Below are 16,206 nucleotides of genomic sequence, written 5' to 3' on the forward strand. Positions count from 1 at the left end.
CCGGCGGTTATTGGGTGAGATAGGCGTTCCAGAAATATGGCCACGGCGAAGGTCTCACACCCTTTAATGCCGGAGACTGAGCCGCCAGTGCATTGAAGTTGCCCACCTTAAACATCGGCACATCTTCGTAAATGGCTTTCTGCACGTTCGCCCACAGTGCGACGCGTTTCTGAGGATCGGTTTCGCTGTTAAATGCCTGCAACGCCGCATGTTTTTTGTCGCTGACCCACCAGCCTGGTGAGGTGTCAGACATGATGCCGGTCAGGGAAGGTTCTGGCAGGAAAGGGCTGTGAGAGATGTACATATCCCAGCGTTCAGGATTGGTGCGGTTCTGCGTCAGGGAAGCCCACTCCTCTACGTCGAGCTGAACTTTAAAACCCGCCGCTTCCAGATAGGCCTGCGCCACCTGAGCCAGCTTATAGTGAAATTCGTACTGGCGGCTGGTCAGAATCCGCAGCGTTTGTCCATGGTACTTCGCCTCTTTCAACAGCTGCTGCGCTTTAGCGGTATCGCCCATTGGCTTATAGGGTGCAGTCCCTGCTTCGCTATGCCAGATGCTGTCTTTCGGGTACATCGCACCGTCAATGCTGAAGAAATCCGGTGAACCAAAGGCTGCCGTCATCATGTCCTGCGGTGCCAGGGCGGCCTGAATGGCTTTGCGGATCAGGATGTCTGAAGTCAGCCCTTGCCTGGAATTCATCACAAATACCGGCCAGCCATAAGGCTTAAGCAACACGGGTTTATCTTTGCCGTTTTTGATCTTGTCGAAAGATTCCACCGGCAAAGAATCAACGTAAGCAAATTGCCCGGAAACAGCGCCTTCGATGCGGGTATTCGGATCAGCCACCGGAACAAACCGGATTTCATCCAGATATTGCTTACGGGCACCGCCGTAGCCATCGGGTTCTCCTGCCTGGCTGTGATAACCCTCATACCGGGTCAGCTGGATAAAACGATCGGCCTGATGAGATTTCAGCTGATAAGGGCCTGTGCCGATAAATTCGGTCAGCGGATTTTGCTGTGTTTGCGCATCAGGCATGATCACCGCCGCGGAATTGTTCAGCGACAGCAATGCCAGCAAAGGCGCATAAGGTTGTTTGAGGACTATTTTGATGCTGTGGTCATCCGGAGCAGAAATGTCGGTGATAATTTCTGCCGTCTGACGCCCGCGGCTGGCGACTTTCTCCCAGCGATGTAGCGACGCCAGGACATCTTTTGATGTCATCGGCTGACCATTCTGGAAAGTCACCCCCTGACGTAATGGGATCACATAGGTTTTCCCGTCATCAGAAATGGCGGGCATCTGGCTGGCGAGCAGCGGAATGACCTGCCATTTCTCATCAAAGGTATAGAGCGTTTCAAACATATGTTGAGTGATGGTGCCGACCAGATCGGCTGTGGACATCATCGGATCGAGCGTCGGGGGCTCGCCTATCATGGCGATATTAACGACACCGCCCTTAGTCGGTTCAGCCTGGGCGTATGCACTGACACTGGTGAGCGCCATCAGGATGGCAAAGAAATAGTGCAGAGTTCTGGACATATTTATCACCTGTTTGTTTCATAATTATGGAATATATGTTTCTTTTATGTAACTAAGTTGTGAATGTACATTTATCAGCCAGAGGGTCAACACTTTTTGACGCGGGATGTGTTTTTCAAAACCTGGGTCACGTTTTTTGAATATTGAGGTGCAGGAAGGAGGGAGAAGAAAAATCTATTATTTATTACCAGACTATTATTTATTACTAAAATATCACGTACCTATAATAGAGAAATCTGTGGCTGCATTCTGAATACAGGCCTGTTCAGCGCCATTAATACGAATCTCTATTTTTAATAAATAAAAATACGTGCGCGTTAAATGCGCATATCTAAATAACGCTTGCAGCTCTGAAAGGTTTTCTATATCTATTATCCCCGAGCAGGCAGAACGTCATTTTATGCGACAAATACATCCCGCAGAGGATGCTGAAATTACGTCTGACATAATCATGAATAACGCTGCACTCTTTAAAAATAGCAATATATATGGACTCTGGAAAAGGTGATTAGCAGTCGAAATAACTGTAAGCCGAATAACAGAATAGAAGACACTTTACAGATTACAGGGCGACTATGTTAAGAATTGATAATACCCATCTGGTTTATGCGATGTCCCGCGAGAATCCTCCTGCAGCAACAGTCACCAGCGGCAGCGATGTGTGCTTTGAAACCTGCGACTGCTTTTCTGATCAGATTCAGTCCGAGCAGGCTGAATTTAATGAACTGGACTGGCAGCGAATCAACCCGGCAACCGGCCCGGTTTTTGTCGAAGGTGCCGAACCCGGCGACGTGTTGCGCGTTGAAATCAAGCGTATTGCCATGCGTGGAAATCAGGCAGTAATGGTCACCGCACCTGGTCTGGGCGTCATTGGGAATGAGCTGACCGAACCCCGTATCCTGACTGTTCCTGTTGAAAAAGGCATGGCGCATCTGCCGGGCGGAGTGCGTTTCCCAATCAACTCTATGATCGGTGTCATTGGCGTTGCTCCTGCCGGAGAGGCTATTTCCTGCGGAACGCCGGACAGCCATGGCGGCAATATGGATTGCAAAGTGATCACCGCCGGCAGCACGCTCTATTTACCCGTAAATGTGGCGGGCGCATTGTTTGCGTTGGGCGATTTACATGCCGCAATGGGTGATGGCGAAGTCTCAGTATGCGGACTGGAAATTCCCGGCGAAGTTGTCGTCAATCTCCAGGTGATTAAAAACCGGAAATTACCGACTCCGATGCTGGAAAATAGCGACACTATTTTCACTCTCGCGTCGGCAAAAACGCTGGACGAAGCTGCCGATATCGCCACGCGAAATATGGCGCATTTTATTACCGACAACACGGATATCAGTCTGCCTGATGCCATCAACTTACTGAGCATTACCGGTGATTTACAAATCTGTCAGGTCGTTGACCCGTTAAAAACCTGCCGGTTTGCATTGCCGAAAACAGTGGCTGCACAGCTGAAGTTGAAGATTGAGGAATATTGATGTCTGTTGAACAATTTGGTTATAAACAAGAGTTACACCGAACACTGACTTTGAAAGATTTATTGGTTTACGGGATGATTTTCATGGTGCCCATCGCGCCCTTTGGTGTGTTTGGCTACGTGTGGGAAGGCTCGAATGGCATGGTGGCACTGGCTTATCTGATAGGCATGGTGGCGATGTTTTTCACCGCCATGAGTTACTGGGCCATGTCCCGCGCTTTCCCGGTTTCGGGTTCCGTTTATGCTTACGCACAGCGTGGTATTCATGAAACGGTAGGTTTCTTTGCCGGCTGGCTTATCCTGCTCGACTATATTCTGGTGCCTTCGCTGCTTTATATCGTCAGCGCGGCGGCATTAGCGCCGGTCTTACCGGACGTGCCTTCGTGGGCATGGATCGTCGGCTTTATCGCGCTCAACAGCGTTGTCAATCTGGTGGGGATCCAGTTCACGGCGAAGGCCAATAACTACATCCTGCTTGCCGAAATCATTATCCTGAGCATTTTTGTGGTGCTGGGGCTGATAGCGCTGTATTCCGGCGTCGGGGCGGGTCACTTAACGCTGGAGCCTCTGTACAACGCCGATAAATTCAGCCTGCCACTGGTCGTGGGTGCTGTGTCCATTGCCGTATTGTCCTTCCTCGGTTTTGACGGTATTTCGACGTTGTCTGAAGAAACGAAAGGCGGCGTGGACACGGTAGGTAAAGCCTCTCTCGGTGCATTAATGCTGGTGGGGGTGCTCTTTATCTTGCAGACCTGGATTGCCGCTGATTTAGCCGTTGGCATGAAGTTCACCAGCCTGGATACGGCATTCTACGAGACGGCAAACCTGGCCGGTGGCGAATGGCTGAAACAAGCCACCATTTGGTCCACCGCTATCTCCTGGGGTATTGCTAACGCGCTGGTCGCACAGGCTGCCGTCTCGCGAATTCTTTTCGCGATGGCGCGTGATAAACAGCTGCCTAAACTGCTGGCGAAAGTGCATCCGCGTTTCAAAACGCCGTATGTCAGTACATTGCTGGTCGGACTGATCTCTTTGTGTTCAGGCTTGTGGTTTAACGGCAATATCGACAATCTCAGTCGCCTGGTCAATTTTGGCGCACTGATGGGCTTTCTGATACTGCATGTGGCGGTGATTAATCACTACATTATCCGCCAGAAATCCCGCAATCTGGTGCTGCACCTGCTGTTCCCGGTCATTGGTTTTTGTATCATCGCTTTCGTTATTTACGAAATGGACTGGGAAGCCAAAATTCTTGGCCTGAGCTGGCTGGCAATCGGCGTCGTTTATTACTTTGTGTTACGCGTGATCCTTAAACGTGAAACTACGCTGAAGCTGGAAGAAAACTAAGTTTTCAGGTTTTTCCAGTGCCCAAGAAAATCGTAAATAAAAAGGCTCAATACGTTTCTCAACGTGTTGAGCCTTTTTTGATACCCGTGAAATCACGCCATTCAGAGGGGTTCTCGAGGTTTTAACTTCCCCAGCGGTGTTTCAGATAGCTGACTGCTTCCTGCGTCTGCGGCTGGTTGAGGTAATTCTCCCTGAACAGAATGGTGCCCTGAATTTGCGGGTTAGATTCGTTCATATCGAGCTGTTTTTTCAGCTCCGGCACGCCGCCGCTAATCATCCAGTCCGGTTCACCTTTTGAAGGCTCACCCACTTTATACAACGCGACGCCAATATACAGGCGCGTATGGGTCGGTTTCACCACATCAGCCCACCACTGCGCCAGCACATCATAACGGGCGGCTTTGCGGGCAAAAGGCCAGTAAAGCTGTGGCGCTATGTAATCGAGCAAACCCTGTTGCACCCAGAGGCGGGTGTCGGCGTATGCTTCATCATAGGCCGCCGCGCCAGAGGTGCGGGAACCGGCCGGATCGTGTGACACATTGCGCCACACGCCTGCCGGACTGACGCCAAATTCTACGCCGGGTTTGAGCTGTTTGATGGTGCGCGAAACCTGCTCGATCAGCAGCTGGGTATTGTGGCGTCGCCAGTCGGCTTTCGAGGCAAATCCCTGTCCGTAGCGGCGGAACGTCAGATTATCGTCGAGCGTGGAACCCGGCGCTTCGGTATAGAAATAGTCATCAAACTGCACGCCATCGACCGGATAGCGCGACACCACTTCGGCCACGATGCTGGTTATCCAGTCGCGCGCCTCCGGAATACCAGGGTCAAGCACAAAGCGATCGCTGGCGGTGCGGATCCAGTCGCGGTGCAGCACGAACACGCTGGCCGGATGAAGCGGCAGGGTGTTATTCAGCTCCGTCACGGTGGAGGGTTTGGTGTTGACCGACACGCGGTAAGGGTTGAACCAAGCGTGAACTTTCATCCCGCGCTTGTGGGCTTCATCAAGCATGAACTGCAAAGGATCATAGCCCGGATCCTGTCCGATTTTACCGGTCAGGGTATCTGACCACGGGAGGATTTTAGAGGCCCACAGTGCCGTACCATCAGGTTTCACCTGGAAGAATACGGTGTTAATCCCGAGACTTTTCAGCTTATCGAGTTTGTCAGTCAGCGCTTTTTTCTGCTGGCTGATACGTGCCGACGGGCTGCTGGCTGTGACCGAGGATACTGGCGGCCAGTCGAGGCGGGAAACCGTTGCCAGCCACACCCCGCGCACCGGTTCCTGCGGCTGCGCAGTTTTCCCCGGCAGCGGCTGTTTGGTCACCGGTGGCAGCGGGGTAACCAGCGATTTCGGCGGCGTGGAAGAGCAACTGACCAGTAACAGCGCCAGACCCATCAGGGACGCTGATTTTTTGACGGCCGTGACCGCGGTAATGTGATAAAAACGGGCGATGATAAACTCCCTTTATTGGTAATCGCTCAGACAGGCAGGGTAGCTGCTTAGTGTAGCGCGCTTTATGATCAGGATTAATTTTCACTGTAATCAGGTATTAACGCAATTTTCTCAGGCGCTTTTTGGCTATCCACTGGCGCAACAGTCCATCGGCGCTTACCGTCAGAATTCCGAGCATGATCAGCAGGGCACCGGCGATAAAGTTGATTTTCAGCGGTTCATGCAGCAATACGACGCCCGCAATAATGCCGAAAACCGGCGTCATAAATGAGAGGATCCCCAGACGCGACGCCTGATAACGGCGCATCAGGCTGAACCACGCCAGATAACTGCCGAACGTCACGACCACAGTCTGAAAGACCATACTGCTGACCGAAACCGGCGTGAGCCGAAACTGCGTCTGACCGGTCAGCAACGCCATTGCGCCGAGCAAAACGAACGCGCCTGCCAGCTGATAAAACAGCGTCATGGTGGCACTGCCGGAAGATAGCGCACTGCGCCGCACCACGATGGTGGTCATGCCCCAGAAAGCCCCCGCCAGCAGGCCGAAGAAATCGCCGAGCAACATGTTGCTGGCCTGCGGTGCAGCGGCATTATTACCGCCAAAGAGAAACGCGACAATCACGCCGAGAAAGGTAATACCCACGCCGGACCATTGCAGACGGCTCAACCGTTCTTCCGGCACCAGGAAATGCAGGCCGAGTGCGGCAAAAATCGGTGCGGTATAGAGAAAAACCGCCATGTGGGCCGCGGTTGTGAACCGCAGGCCTTCGGCGACAAACATAAATTCAACGGAAAACAGCAAACCGACCAGCAATCCGGGGCGGAGTGTCCGTGCGCTGAAGGGGATTTTCCGCTGGCGGATAAGCATTAGAATCATCACCGCCAGCCCTGCCATGCCCGAGCGCAGCGCCACCTGCAACAACGGGGTGATATCCTCCGCCGCGCTTTTGATCGCCACCTGCTGCACGCCCCAGATAATACACAGCCCAACCATCACGCTGCTGGCAAATCCGTCCAGCGGCTTACGCGAGTCCATTTTCTGTCTTCCTGTTCTGTCTTCTTGTATACATCAGGCCAACAGATTAGCGCGAAATTATGAATTCAGATAATGGTTCATATCACCATTCAGCGACCTCCCGCCTGTTTTCCCCAGCGCACGTTACCCAGCGTCACAGCCATCACCGACAGTAACGCCAGTGCGCCCGCCGGTGCGAAAACCGTCCAGCCTGCACGTTCGATGTAAGGCATCCCTTCTGCCAGAACGCGTCCCCATTCAGGCACCGGCGGCGGAGCGCCAAGGCCAAGAAAACCCAGAGACGCCAGCGCCAGCGCGATGCCCGGTAAACGCAGCAATGCATGGCGCAGAAGCGGACCGGCAAGGGCGGGAAACACATAAAACACATTACGACGAAAAGCGCCGACGCCGGAAAACGTCAGCATCTGCATATAAGCCCGCGCGCGGATTTCTGCCACCCGCGCGGCTGTGTGAGCCGCCAGCGGTGCCCAGCTGACGGCAGTCACGGCAATAATGGCGCCTCCCGCCGTCGGGCCGCTAACGGCGGCAACCACTAATCCGGCGATCACCGGCGGCAGCGCATTCGCAACTTCAACCGGCCCGGTCATGGCGCGGGGAAACGCTCCGGCAATGAGGCCGATAGCCAGACAAATCAGCGAAACAATCAGCGCCTGAAAACAGGTATTGAGCGTACCGTGCGCCACACGGGCGAGAAGGTCGCGTCCCATTGCATCCGCGCCAAAAGGCAGGGCGAAAGAGGGCGGCTGTAACCGCAAATATTCCGATGCCAGCGGGTCGCGTGGCAAACCGGTGAAGACCATGACCAGCAGAATTCCCAAACATAACAGTGGGATCCACGGTCGGGATTTTTCCGTGGGATCGGAAGATACCGGAACCGGCAGCGCGTTCAGTCTTACGGCGCGCCCCAACAATACGATCCGCACCCCTCCGGTTAACATGCCAAAAAGAGACGCCAGCAACAGCAGGATCAAAACGCCGGTCTGTAAGGCCGGTAAATCTCCGGCTGCTGCGGCACCCAGCGTGGCGCGCCCCAGACCCGGGATCGCGAACACCTTTTCAACCGCCACCGCGCCGCCGGTCAGGGAAACCAGCACCAGTCCGGTCAGCGGCATTACGCCGGGCAGCGTCCGGCAGATAACCGCCAGCGCGGTATGACGGCGTTGAATACCCAGCACGCTCCAGGTCGTCAGCCAGTTTTCTTTAAAGGTTTCGCAGAGCGCATCGGAGTAAATTCGCCCGAGATATCCGCCCGCAGGAATCCCCAGTGCCAGCGAAGGCAGGACTGCGTAATGCCAGCCTTGCCAGCCATAAGGCGGAAAGAGGGAAAGCCAGACCGCACCCACAATCAGCAAAACAGACGCCAGTAAAAACTCCGGCAGGGCGGTGAACAGTGCTGCGGTAAACCCTGCCGGACGGGGCGTTCTGCCCTGTAATCCGCGCACCATCGTGCCTGCGCACAGCAGCAGTGCGAGAGTAAAGGCCACGCTGGCCGAGGATGCCATCAGCGTTAATGAAACGCCGGTTGCCTGCAACATACCGGGCAGAACCGGCAATCCAGAAACCCAGGACACACCGGCCTCGCCTTTCAGCAAACCGCTCAACCAGTGCGTCAGCGCGAACCAAGGGCCGTTGTCCAGCCCGAGCGACTGGCGGATAGCGCCCAGCGTTTCTGCAGTGGCTTCCTGCTCACCGGACCGTGCGCGCAGCAGCGACAGCGCCGGATCACTGCCCGACAGCCACGGCAGCAGACCGGTGAGCACGACGATCCCCGTCAGCGTCAGCAGGCGTGAAATCAGCGGCACCAGTGCGCCGCCGGTCTGACTCATGCGCAGACGGCTGACCCCCGCGCAGGTGCGGCAATACAGGGATTCACTCATCAGTCGGCCTGAACCATGCGCTGCGTTGCTGCGTTGATCAGCGTGCGTTCACGCGGGTCGCGCACTGCGTCACGAATGTCCGCTGCTTCGCCCTGAATCACGCGTTCATGCAGCATCGGAATGGCGGCATCGGTAGCCAGTATCAGGTTTTCAGCCTGCATAATGGCCTCACGGCGCGCATTGCCTGCCGGAACCGCCGCGGCTTTTTGCAACGCCAGATCGATTTCAGGGCGGCAAAGTTGCGCGATATTAAACGAGCCCTTGCAGGCAAAATCGCTGTACATATACGCCACCGGATCGCCGGAATCGAGCACCGTCGCCCGCGATAAAATAAACGCATCGAATTTGCCTGCCAGCGCATCCGATTCGATTTGTGAGTACTCACGTACGACCTGTTTCACCGTGAAGCCCGCCGTCGTCAGTTGCTGTGCCAGATACACCGCCACTTCCGGCAGCTCCGCGCGCTCGCTGAATGTCGCTAATGTGATGGTATCACCGGCAGGTTTCGCGGCGGCAACCGGGTGGCTCACCGGCTGACGCAGTTCTGCTGCCCACGGCAGTGCCGGGCCCAGTAAACCCTGCGCCACATCGGCACGTTTTTCGTAGACGTTATCCACCAGCTGCTGACGGTTAATGGCCTCGCGCACGGCGGCACGCAGCGCTGCATCCTGCATCACGCCGGATTTCGTATTGAGGTACAGCGTGTTGGTGCGTGGCATCGGCACTTCGTGGATTAAGTTCTGGTCGAGCAACGGTGCCTGTGAAACCGGAATAGCTTCCACAATATCTGCCGCACCGGTGCGTAACGCGGCTCCGCGCGCGGTGCCGTCCGGCACAAAACTGACGTCGATACCGCTGGCTTTCGCCGGTTCACCCCAGTAACCGGCGAAACGCTCCAGCCTGGCGCTGCTGGTGCCGTTGACCTGCACCAGTTCAAAGGGGCCGGAACCGGTATGACGCGGGTTCACCGTACCCTCCTCGCCGTAGGCCGTTTGCGCAAGGATCGCCAGTTGCGGGCTGGAAAGTCGCTGCGGCAGCAACGGATCCGGTTCTGCGGTAGAGACGATAACCGCCAGCTGACCGTCGGCTTTCGCAGTCAGTTGCACACCATCCAGAATGCGCGGTTTCGGCGCGGCATGGGCGGCGATGGTCAGCGCATTCACCACGGTTGTAGCATCCAGTACACTGCCGTCGTGGAATTTCACACCGGAACGCAGCCCGAACCGCCAGCTTTTCTCGCCGGTTTGCTGCCAGCTTGTTGCCAGCGCCGGTTGCGCTTCGCCGAGTTTATCCAGCACCACCAGCGTTTCCGCCGTGCTCCAGCGTGAGAGTTTAAACGCGTCGTCACTGAGCGGCGTCAGGCCGGAACGCGGCGGTTGCAACATCGCCAGTTTCAGGCGCTGACCGGCGTTTTTATCGGGCGTTTTATCCGCTTCGTTGAAGCAGCCGGTCAGTAAAAGCGCAGCAGAAAGCAGCCCGGCCAGCGGGCTAACACGTAACAGAGACATCAGAGTTTCCTTGTCAGATTGCGGGAGGAGGCAGGCGGCGGCAGATTCGCCACATCGCCAGCGCACTTAAAAAGGGAACCGCCGCCAGCGCCAGCCACGCAATGACCGCGCCGGGTGACGGCGTCAGGGCGGAATCGAGCAGCCCGCCGAGCAGGAAATTGCCCGCCAGCACCGCCACGCCGCCCATCGAAGAAAGTGCACCGTAATGCGCGCCGAGGTTATGCTGCCCGGCAAAGCGCGGAATGAGATCCATCCCGACCGGCACAATCAGCATCTGGCCGACGGTGAGCAGCGTGATCAGCAATACTGACGGTAGCAGCCGCAGCCAGCCTTGTGGCGGGATCGTCCAGGCGAAGAGCGCCACGGCGACAAACGCGCAGGACAGCAACCCGAAACCCGCAGGCAAAATGCGTGCGGCGCCCATCCGGCGTGCAAAACGCGCCAGCGGCATTTGCAGTACGATCACCAGAACTGAGGCCAGCACAAAAAGCGGCCCGAGATCTTGTTCACTGCCGCCGGAGCGACGCAGTTCCACCGGCAGCGCCAGGTACAGCTGGTTATAGCTGAACAGATACGCGCTGTAGGCGATGATAAAGGCCACAAAGCGCGGCTGACGAAACGTCTGCCACCACGGCACAATTTTCAGTTCCGTGGCGCGTTTCGGCGTGGCAGGCAGGGTGAAAAACAGCACCAGCAGCGCAATCAGAAACAGACCGGAACCGGCCAGCGCCACCGGCTGAAAACCGTATCCGGAGAGCAACGAGCCGAGCAGCGGGCCCAGTACCGCGCCCAGTTCCGCACAGACGGCAGACAGCGCGAACCATTCGGCGCGGCTGCGTTTTCCGGCTTTTTCGCTGTGGGTGCCGGCCTGCGCCAGCAACGCTTCAATCGAAGGGGAAAACAGCGCGCCGCCGATGCCGGTCAGACAGGCGCCGAGTATCACCGGTGCCAGTGTGTCGGAAAGCCCGAGCAGCAGAAAACCGGCGATGCGCACCACGCAACCCAGCAAAATAATGATCCGCGCACCGTAGCGGTCGGACAATGCGCCGCCGAGTAAAAACATGCCCTGTTGCGAGAAGGTGCGGAGCCCGAGCACCAGACCGATCGCCCAGCCGGAAAGCAGCAAATCGTCACGCAGGAAAATCGCCAGAAACGGCACGACAGCATAAAAACCAATGTTAAAGACCAGACTGCTGGCGAGCAGCAGCGGCGGTTTGGGCGCAGAAGCGGGCGCAAGGGAACGGGTCAGCATCCGGTTATCCGTTAACGGTCAAAGGTAAATGAGGAACGGCCTGCAACAATTGCCGTGTATGAGTATGGTCCGGCGCGCGTAAAACGTCCTGCGTGGCGCGGTCTTCGACAATTTTGCCGCCGTACATCACCAGCACCCGGTCGCAAAGTCCGGCAACCATGGAGATGTCGTGCGTCACCATCAGCAGACCCATGCCATTTTGCTGCGTTACCTGGTGCAACAGCTGTTTGACCTGCGCACGCAGCGGCAGATCCAGCCCGCTGACCGGCTCGTCGGCGACCAGAAACTGCGGGCGGATCGCCAGCGCACGGGCAATCGCCACGCGCTGCGCCTGTCCGCCGGAAAGCTCGCCTGCGGTGCGGCAAATCAGCGTTCCGCTCAGGCTGACCTGCGCCATTACCTCGCTTACGCGCAAACGAATATCGTCTGTAAACCCCAGATGTTTAAGCGGTTCGGCAATGATCTGACCGACCGTCATAGCAGGCGGCAGCGAACCGGCAGGATCCTGCGCAATATACTGCACACGCTGGCGGTATTCGCGTAATGACCGCAAGGAGCCGGGGCGGATTTTTTCTCCGGTGCAATACACCTCGCCGTTGTCTGGCGCTTCGAGTGCCAGCAAAATTTTCAGCAGCGAAGATTTCCCGCAACCGGAAGCACCGACCAGCCCAAGGGTTTCATGGCCACCGATGCGCAGCGACAGACCTTCGAAAAGCGTCGTGTGCTGCCTGCGCCAGAAAGAACCCGGCAGCGCAAAATGCCGGCTGACCTTATGCAGATGCAGAAACGGGGCAGTGACCAGATGCAGTGAAGATTCCATCAGACCGCCACTCCTCGCAGCGCTGCGTGATTCTGATGCGACGCGTCGGCCTGTCTGGCAGCGTGCACCAGTTGCCGGGAATAAGGATGTTGCGGATGACGGAGTAACTGCGCCATCGGCGCGGATTCCACCAGCACGCCGTTTTCCATCACCAGCGCGCGCTCGCATAACTGCGCGGCGACGGCGATATCGTGGGTAATAAACAGCAGAGCGCGCGTAGGGCTGGCAGAATAGGCTGTTTGCATGACCTGCAAAACCTGATGCTGGGTGAGTACATCCAGCGCGGTAGTCGGCTCGTCGGCGAGCAGCAGCGAAGACGACGACTGCATCGCCAGCGCAAGACACAACCGCTGGCGCTGACCACCGGAAAGTTCCGCCGGATACCTGGCCGTTAATTGCGCGATATCGCCAAGTCCTACGGCATCCAGCATGGCGAGGAGTTCTTGGACGCTGGCGACGGGCAGGGCGAGACGCAGCTGTTTACCGATTGTCATCAGCGGATTCAGTGCCGTAGACGAATCCTGAAAAACGGTGGCCACGCGGCTGTATGAGCAACGTGAAACCGGCGGTTTGCCGCACACTTCCAGGCCGTTCACCCGAATGCTGCCACGGAGATCTGCGCGTGCGGGCGCTGTGCCGGTGATGGCTTTGGCGGTCAGCGATTTACCCGAGCCGGAAGCGCCGAGCAGGCAAACGCGTTCACCTGCGTTGATGTTGAAACTCAAACCGGAAATACGATTTTCACCCGCGAGCCATAACGTCAGTCCTTCAACCGCCAGAACCGGTGCGGTGTGTTGTACTCTGTCTTGCGTCATCCCTGAACCTATTCATCTCTGGGGTGCTTATGATATGTGATAACATAACAAAATGTATCAGTTTGATGCAAAAGGTTTTGGGATTTTTCTTCTCGTCAGACTGGATTTTAAGGAAGGAAAAATCAGAGTTCATGCTTACGGTAAACAGCCTTATCACTGCGGGTGTAATAGAAACATATGCGAAATGAAAGGAAAAAAAGCGCCGTCAGCGTCAGCCTTATTTATCCGCGTGCATGTGCACATCTTTTATTGTATTAAACTCATTGGGGGTGAGAAAAACAACGCCTAAAACATTCGCTTTAGGACGTTGCTTTTTTAAACTCTATTTAGAGAAAAGGTCACTCGAGACCATATTTTTTCTCGGCTGCAAAGGTGGGTTTCGACCAATTTGGGCCTTTTTTATAGCTATAACCACCCACGGAGTATATACGGCCGTCCTCCTCAAGATTCTTTATGGCATCGATCAGTTTGATGTTGTATTTTCCGTATTTAGTGGAGGCTTTATATCTCCCGAAAAACTGCTCTATAGACGGATGGGATATACCACTTTCGCTGAGTTCGACGAGAAATGTAATTATGTCTTCCATTTCTTAATCTTGAACCATTGCATAAAAATTTACCATTTAGCACCTCATTATTTATTACTGAGTTTTAGAAAAAATGATTAATACGCTGGGGAAATGATCAGCGAAAACACCTCATGCCCGATCACGTTTCTGTTTTCAAACCTCCTGGTATGCAAGCTAAGACTGTGTCACTGGCTTACCGTCCCTCTAAAGTATTTTAACAAGATGGTCGATAACCTCTTTTTTTAAAGAGAGTTTTAACAACGTGATGTGTACAGTGTCATCTGAACTATCACGGCGAGAACAATGCGGGTACTTCGCCAGACAAGCTTTTAATGATGCCGCCAGCTATGTCGATATAGTTTTCATATTTGCTCTACTTCCTTTTAGCATTAGTCACCCCATAGCTGTTTCTGACATCATATGTACATGGTCGACTTCTTTTTAGCCGTATAGGGACGCCTGTGAGTAAAGTCCGGCAATCCGCCTTAGAAATAACTGCCAGCAATCTATCGTCTACTGGAAGTGGTAGAAACAAAATCGTCCGAAAATGTTAATAATTATTTGATGCCGTATTTTTTCTCGGTCACAAATTTGGGTGCTTTCCAATTAGGACCTTTTATTACTTTACCGTTCTGATCCTGAAGGACGCCTTTTTGGAATAATTCATCATATGTAGATGATAATTCGCCGATAGAAGTCACATTAAAGCGGTTATAAGTGTACAGGCGATCTAGTTTTCGGTAGTCGGAAGTAGGTCCCAGAAAGCTTAGTACGTCTTCTACACTTTCATTTTTGATTATATCTTTTAATGACATTATTCTTTTCCTCCAAGAGCATTTTTTAATTCCTGTTCGTCTGCAGCCTGCAGAGCATCGTCAGTGTAAAAAGACTGCTCCTTTTCATTTATTTTATCGTCTTCGAGAGTGGCTGTATGCGTATTACTCCATGCAGCTTTTTGCTCATGAACACTTTTGGGAACTTCGCCGTCTTTTATGCCTGGATTACGATATCGCTCCAGCTCTCTGATTTCGTGGGTGTAAAAACGCGTGTCGGTATCGGTGGTCTGCAGCTCTCCCTTAAGGATTCTCTCCAGACGGTCGATCATTACCTTATTTTCAAGTGTTTGTTCAAAACACCCTTATGCAGCTTCACCTTATCTCTCCTGGCGCGATTAATGCTGGCACTTTTCCAGTCAAGGTTCTGAATGGGGCCGTCGGTGTTGTAATCACGTCCGCTGTACTTCCCCTTCGCATTGGTCTCGCCGTAGAGGTTGCTGAACATCACACACACCGGCTCTACGCCCGTACCTGCTGCATCTGGACGCCAGTAGATAAAGTCCTGCAACACGGCCACGTCTGCTTCAGGGGTGACGGTGGTGACCAGTGTCTCCACTGATTTCACCTCCGTCCCCGTACGACCTTCAGCACCGGCACCGTCCCCGTCCCGGGCAAGCTGCCTTCGCCCGTTTTAAGAGCCTGAGCGTCAGCCGGTCATTTTCCAGAACAGCGCACCGTGCACCGGCAGGTCCGCTGCTGATACGTCAGGTTCACGCGGCTGCTCTGGACCGCGCTGAGCGGATAAGAGAGCAGTGCTCTACCATCATTTCCTCCAGGTCACACAGGCTAAGTGCGTAAGCAAGATATGGATGTATATGCGACCTAGTGAGCATTTAATTAAATAGCATCCGGCATTACCGCCGGATGCTTGAACTTTAAACGTCAAAGCAGGTTGAATTTTTCAAGCAACGCTTTCACCTCAATCCTCAACGTAGCTTCATCTAGTTCATAATCATCTCTGTCAGCTTCTGGATTGTAACAATCGGCGACGACAAATATGCTAGAACAACACTCGGATACAATATCGGTGTCTTTTTCCTGATTATTTGAATCTCTTTCTACTTTCCATAGACGAATATACTCATCAGCAAAATTATCTGCGTTCAGCGTCGACTCAGCAAATTGTTTGGCAAAATCAATTAACGTCATACTCATTGTAATATCCCCTTATCGATAAAGTTTTGAAATTGCGGCTCTCCAGGCTTTAACTTCCACCCTGTGACAAACTTTCCTTTACTATCAATAACAATGACGTTATTTGTGTTAGGGTTAAAGAATACATCTGAGTCTTCTTTTCTAGGATAAGTTCCTTTTTTAATTGTTTCCTTATCTGCAAGATGCGCTTCAATTGCATCCCTGAATTTAGTTAACGTTTCACGGTTTTTCTTCGTGTCTTTGATACCAAAATCACTGGCATGCTTAAGGTATTTTTTATGCAACTGCTTACGGGTAAAGCGTCCTGAATCAAGTGGATCACTGAACATTACATACATAGGTTCGACACCCGTACCAACCGCATCAGGACGCCAGTAGATAAAGTCCTGCAACCCGTTCACGTCTGCTTCGGGGGTGACAGTGGTGACCAGCTTTCGACCGGTTTGGCTGCTGTGCCCGTATGCCACGGCGTGACCGGAACCGGAGAGCGGTTGCCGGTGTCAGCGGGC

General features: G+C 54.1%; 16 protein-coding genes. 2 read left to right on the forward strand and 14 right to left on the reverse strand.

The window, feature by feature from the left end:
• Positions 1 to 7: 7 nt before the first annotated feature.
• A complete protein-coding gene (locus tag D5398_RS25550) occupies positions 8 to 1,543 on the reverse strand; it encodes an ABC transporter substrate-binding protein (protein WP_208646064.1) in 1,536 nt (511 codons plus the stop codon).
• Between the two features lie 575 nt (positions 1,544 to 2,118).
• Here D5398_RS25550 and D5398_RS23025 point away from each other — a divergent pair.
• Positions 2,119 to 3,027, forward strand: a complete 909-nt coding sequence (locus D5398_RS23025; RefSeq protein ID WP_120509688.1) for an acetamidase/formamidase family protein — start codon at positions 2,119 to 2,121, stop codon at positions 3,025 to 3,027.
• A complete protein-coding gene (locus D5398_RS23030; protein WP_120509689.1) occupies positions 3,027 to 4,373 on the forward strand; it encodes an APC family permease in 1,347 nt (448 codons plus the stop codon). Before D5398_RS23025 ends, D5398_RS23030 begins: the two co-directional genes overlap by 1 nt.
• Positions 4,374 to 4,494: 121 nt before the next feature.
• On the opposite strand, the gene D5398_RS23035 is transcribed toward D5398_RS23030, so the two are convergent.
• The 13 genes from D5398_RS23035 to D5398_RS23095 form a co-directional block, all read right to left on the reverse strand.
• The gene (locus tag D5398_RS23035; protein WP_120509690.1) at positions 4,495 to 5,769 is read right to left on the reverse strand and encodes a glycoside hydrolase family 10-like protein; all 1,275 of its coding nucleotides are present in this window, start codon (positions 5,767 to 5,769) and stop codon (positions 4,495 to 4,497) included.
• 154 nt (positions 5,770 to 5,923) lie between these two features.
• Positions 5,924 to 6,865, reverse strand: a complete 942-nt coding sequence (locus tag D5398_RS23040; RefSeq protein ID WP_120509691.1) for a DMT family transporter — start codon at positions 6,863 to 6,865, stop codon at positions 5,924 to 5,926.
• Between the two features lie 89 nt (positions 6,866 to 6,954).
• Entirely contained in the window at positions 6,955 to 8,742 is a 1,788-nt protein-coding gene (locus tag D5398_RS23045; RefSeq protein ID WP_120509692.1) for an ABC transporter permease subunit, read from the reverse strand.
• Positions 8,742 to 10,250, reverse strand: a complete 1,509-nt coding sequence (locus D5398_RS23050; RefSeq protein ID WP_120509693.1) for an ABC transporter substrate-binding protein — start codon at positions 10,248 to 10,250, stop codon at positions 8,742 to 8,744. Before D5398_RS23050 ends, D5398_RS23045 begins: the two co-directional genes overlap by 1 nt.
• Positions 10,251 to 10,263: 13 nt before the next feature.
• Complete coding sequence (locus tag D5398_RS23055) at positions 10,264 to 11,502, reverse strand: MDR family MFS transporter (RefSeq protein ID WP_120509694.1); 1,239 nt, start codon at positions 11,500 to 11,502, stop codon at positions 10,264 to 10,266.
• 4 nt (positions 11,503 to 11,506) lie between these two features.
• Entirely contained in the window at positions 11,507 to 12,322 is an 816-nt protein-coding gene (locus D5398_RS23060) for an ABC transporter ATP-binding protein (RefSeq protein WP_120509695.1), read from the reverse strand.
• Positions 12,322 to 13,137 (reverse strand): ATP-binding cassette domain-containing protein, encoded by an 816-nt coding sequence (locus D5398_RS23065; RefSeq protein ID WP_120509696.1) that lies wholly within the window; start codon positions 13,135 to 13,137, stop codon positions 12,322 to 12,324. The genes D5398_RS23060 and D5398_RS23065 overlap by 1 nt, the downstream gene beginning before the upstream one ends.
• A gap of 338 nt (positions 13,138 to 13,475) precedes the next feature.
• Complete coding sequence (locus D5398_RS23075) at positions 13,476 to 13,724, reverse strand: hypothetical protein (RefSeq protein ID WP_244216821.1); 249 nt, start codon at positions 13,722 to 13,724, stop codon at positions 13,476 to 13,478.
• Between the two features lie 539 nt (positions 13,725 to 14,263).
• A complete protein-coding gene (locus tag D5398_RS23080) occupies positions 14,264 to 14,521 on the reverse strand; it encodes an immunity protein (protein ID WP_119824774.1) in 258 nt (85 codons plus the stop codon).
• On the reverse strand, positions 14,521 to 14,811 hold the full coding sequence (locus D5398_RS25700) for a pyocin (protein ID WP_238485399.1): 291 nt from the start codon (positions 14,809 to 14,811) through the stop codon (positions 14,521 to 14,523). The genes D5398_RS23080 and D5398_RS25700 overlap by 1 nt, the downstream gene beginning before the upstream one ends.
• Entirely contained in the window at positions 14,811 to 15,098 is a 288-nt protein-coding gene (locus D5398_RS25705; RefSeq protein ID WP_244216822.1) for an S-type pyocin domain-containing protein, read from the reverse strand. The genes D5398_RS25700 and D5398_RS25705 overlap by 1 nt, the downstream gene beginning before the upstream one ends.
• 326 nt (positions 15,099 to 15,424) lie before the next feature.
• Entirely contained in the window at positions 15,425 to 15,697 is a 273-nt protein-coding gene (locus D5398_RS23090; protein WP_120509698.1) for a colicin immunity domain-containing protein, read from the reverse strand.
• On the reverse strand, positions 15,694 to 16,098 hold the full coding sequence (locus tag D5398_RS23095) for a colicin D domain-containing protein (protein ID WP_244216823.1): 405 nt from the start codon (positions 16,096 to 16,098) through the stop codon (positions 15,694 to 15,696). Before D5398_RS23095 ends, D5398_RS23090 begins: the two co-directional genes overlap by 4 nt.
• Positions 16,099 to 16,206: the final 108 nt, after the last annotated feature.

The sequence above is a fragment of the Rahnella bruchi genome, assembly GCF_003614975.1.
Lineage (GTDB): Bacteria > Pseudomonadota > Gammaproteobacteria > Enterobacterales > Enterobacteriaceae > Rahnella > Rahnella bruchi.

What these genes read in the sequence shown, in the direction of transcription:
- D5398_RS25550 (WP_208646064.1), bottom strand. Translation starts at nt 1,543, where the DNA reads ATGTCCAGAACTCTGCACTATTTCTTTGCCATCCTGATGGCGCTCACC.
- D5398_RS23025 (WP_120509688.1), top strand. Translation starts at nt 2,119, where the DNA reads ATGTTAAGAATTGATAATACCCATCTGGTTTATGCGATGTCCCGCGAG.
- D5398_RS23030 (WP_120509689.1), top strand. Translation starts at nt 3,027, where the DNA reads ATGTCTGTTGAACAATTTGGTTATAAACAAGAGTTACACCGAACACTG.
- D5398_RS23035 (WP_120509690.1), bottom strand. Translation starts at nt 5,769, where the DNA reads ATGGGTCTGGCGCTGTTACTGGTCAGTTGCTCTTCCACGCCGCCGAAA.
- D5398_RS23040 (WP_120509691.1), bottom strand. Translation starts at nt 6,865, where the DNA reads ATGGACTCGCGTAAGCCGCTGGACGGATTTGCCAGCAGCGTGATGGTT.
- D5398_RS23045 (WP_120509692.1), bottom strand. Translation starts at nt 8,742, where the DNA reads ATGAGTGAATCCCTGTATTGCCGCACCTGCGCGGGGGTCAGCCGTCTG.
- D5398_RS23050 (WP_120509693.1), bottom strand. Translation starts at nt 10,250, where the DNA reads ATGTCTCTGTTACGTGTTAGCCCGCTGGCCGGGCTGCTTTCTGCTGCG.
- D5398_RS23055 (WP_120509694.1), bottom strand. Translation starts at nt 11,502, where the DNA reads ATGCTGACCCGTTCCCTTGCGCCCGCTTCTGCGCCCAAACCGCCGCTG.
- D5398_RS23060 (WP_120509695.1), bottom strand. Translation starts at nt 12,322, where the DNA reads ATGGAATCTTCACTGCATCTGGTCACTGCCCCGTTTCTGCATCTGCAT.
- D5398_RS23065 (WP_120509696.1), bottom strand. Translation starts at nt 13,137, where the DNA reads ATGACGCAAGACAGAGTACAACACACCGCACCGGTTCTGGCGGTTGAA.
- D5398_RS23075 (WP_244216821.1), bottom strand. Translation starts at nt 13,724, where the DNA reads ATGGAAGACATAATTACATTTCTCGTCGAACTCAGCGAAAGTGGTATA.
- D5398_RS23080 (WP_119824774.1), bottom strand. Translation starts at nt 14,521, where the DNA reads ATGTCATTAAAAGATATAATCAAAAATGAAAGTGTAGAAGACGTACTA.
- D5398_RS25700 (WP_238485399.1), bottom strand. Translation starts at nt 14,811, where the DNA reads ATGATCGACCGTCTGGAGAGAATCCTTAAGGGAGAGCTGCAGACCACC.
- D5398_RS23090 (WP_120509698.1), bottom strand. Translation starts at nt 15,697, where the DNA reads ATGAGTATGACGTTAATTGATTTTGCCAAACAATTTGCTGAGTCGACG.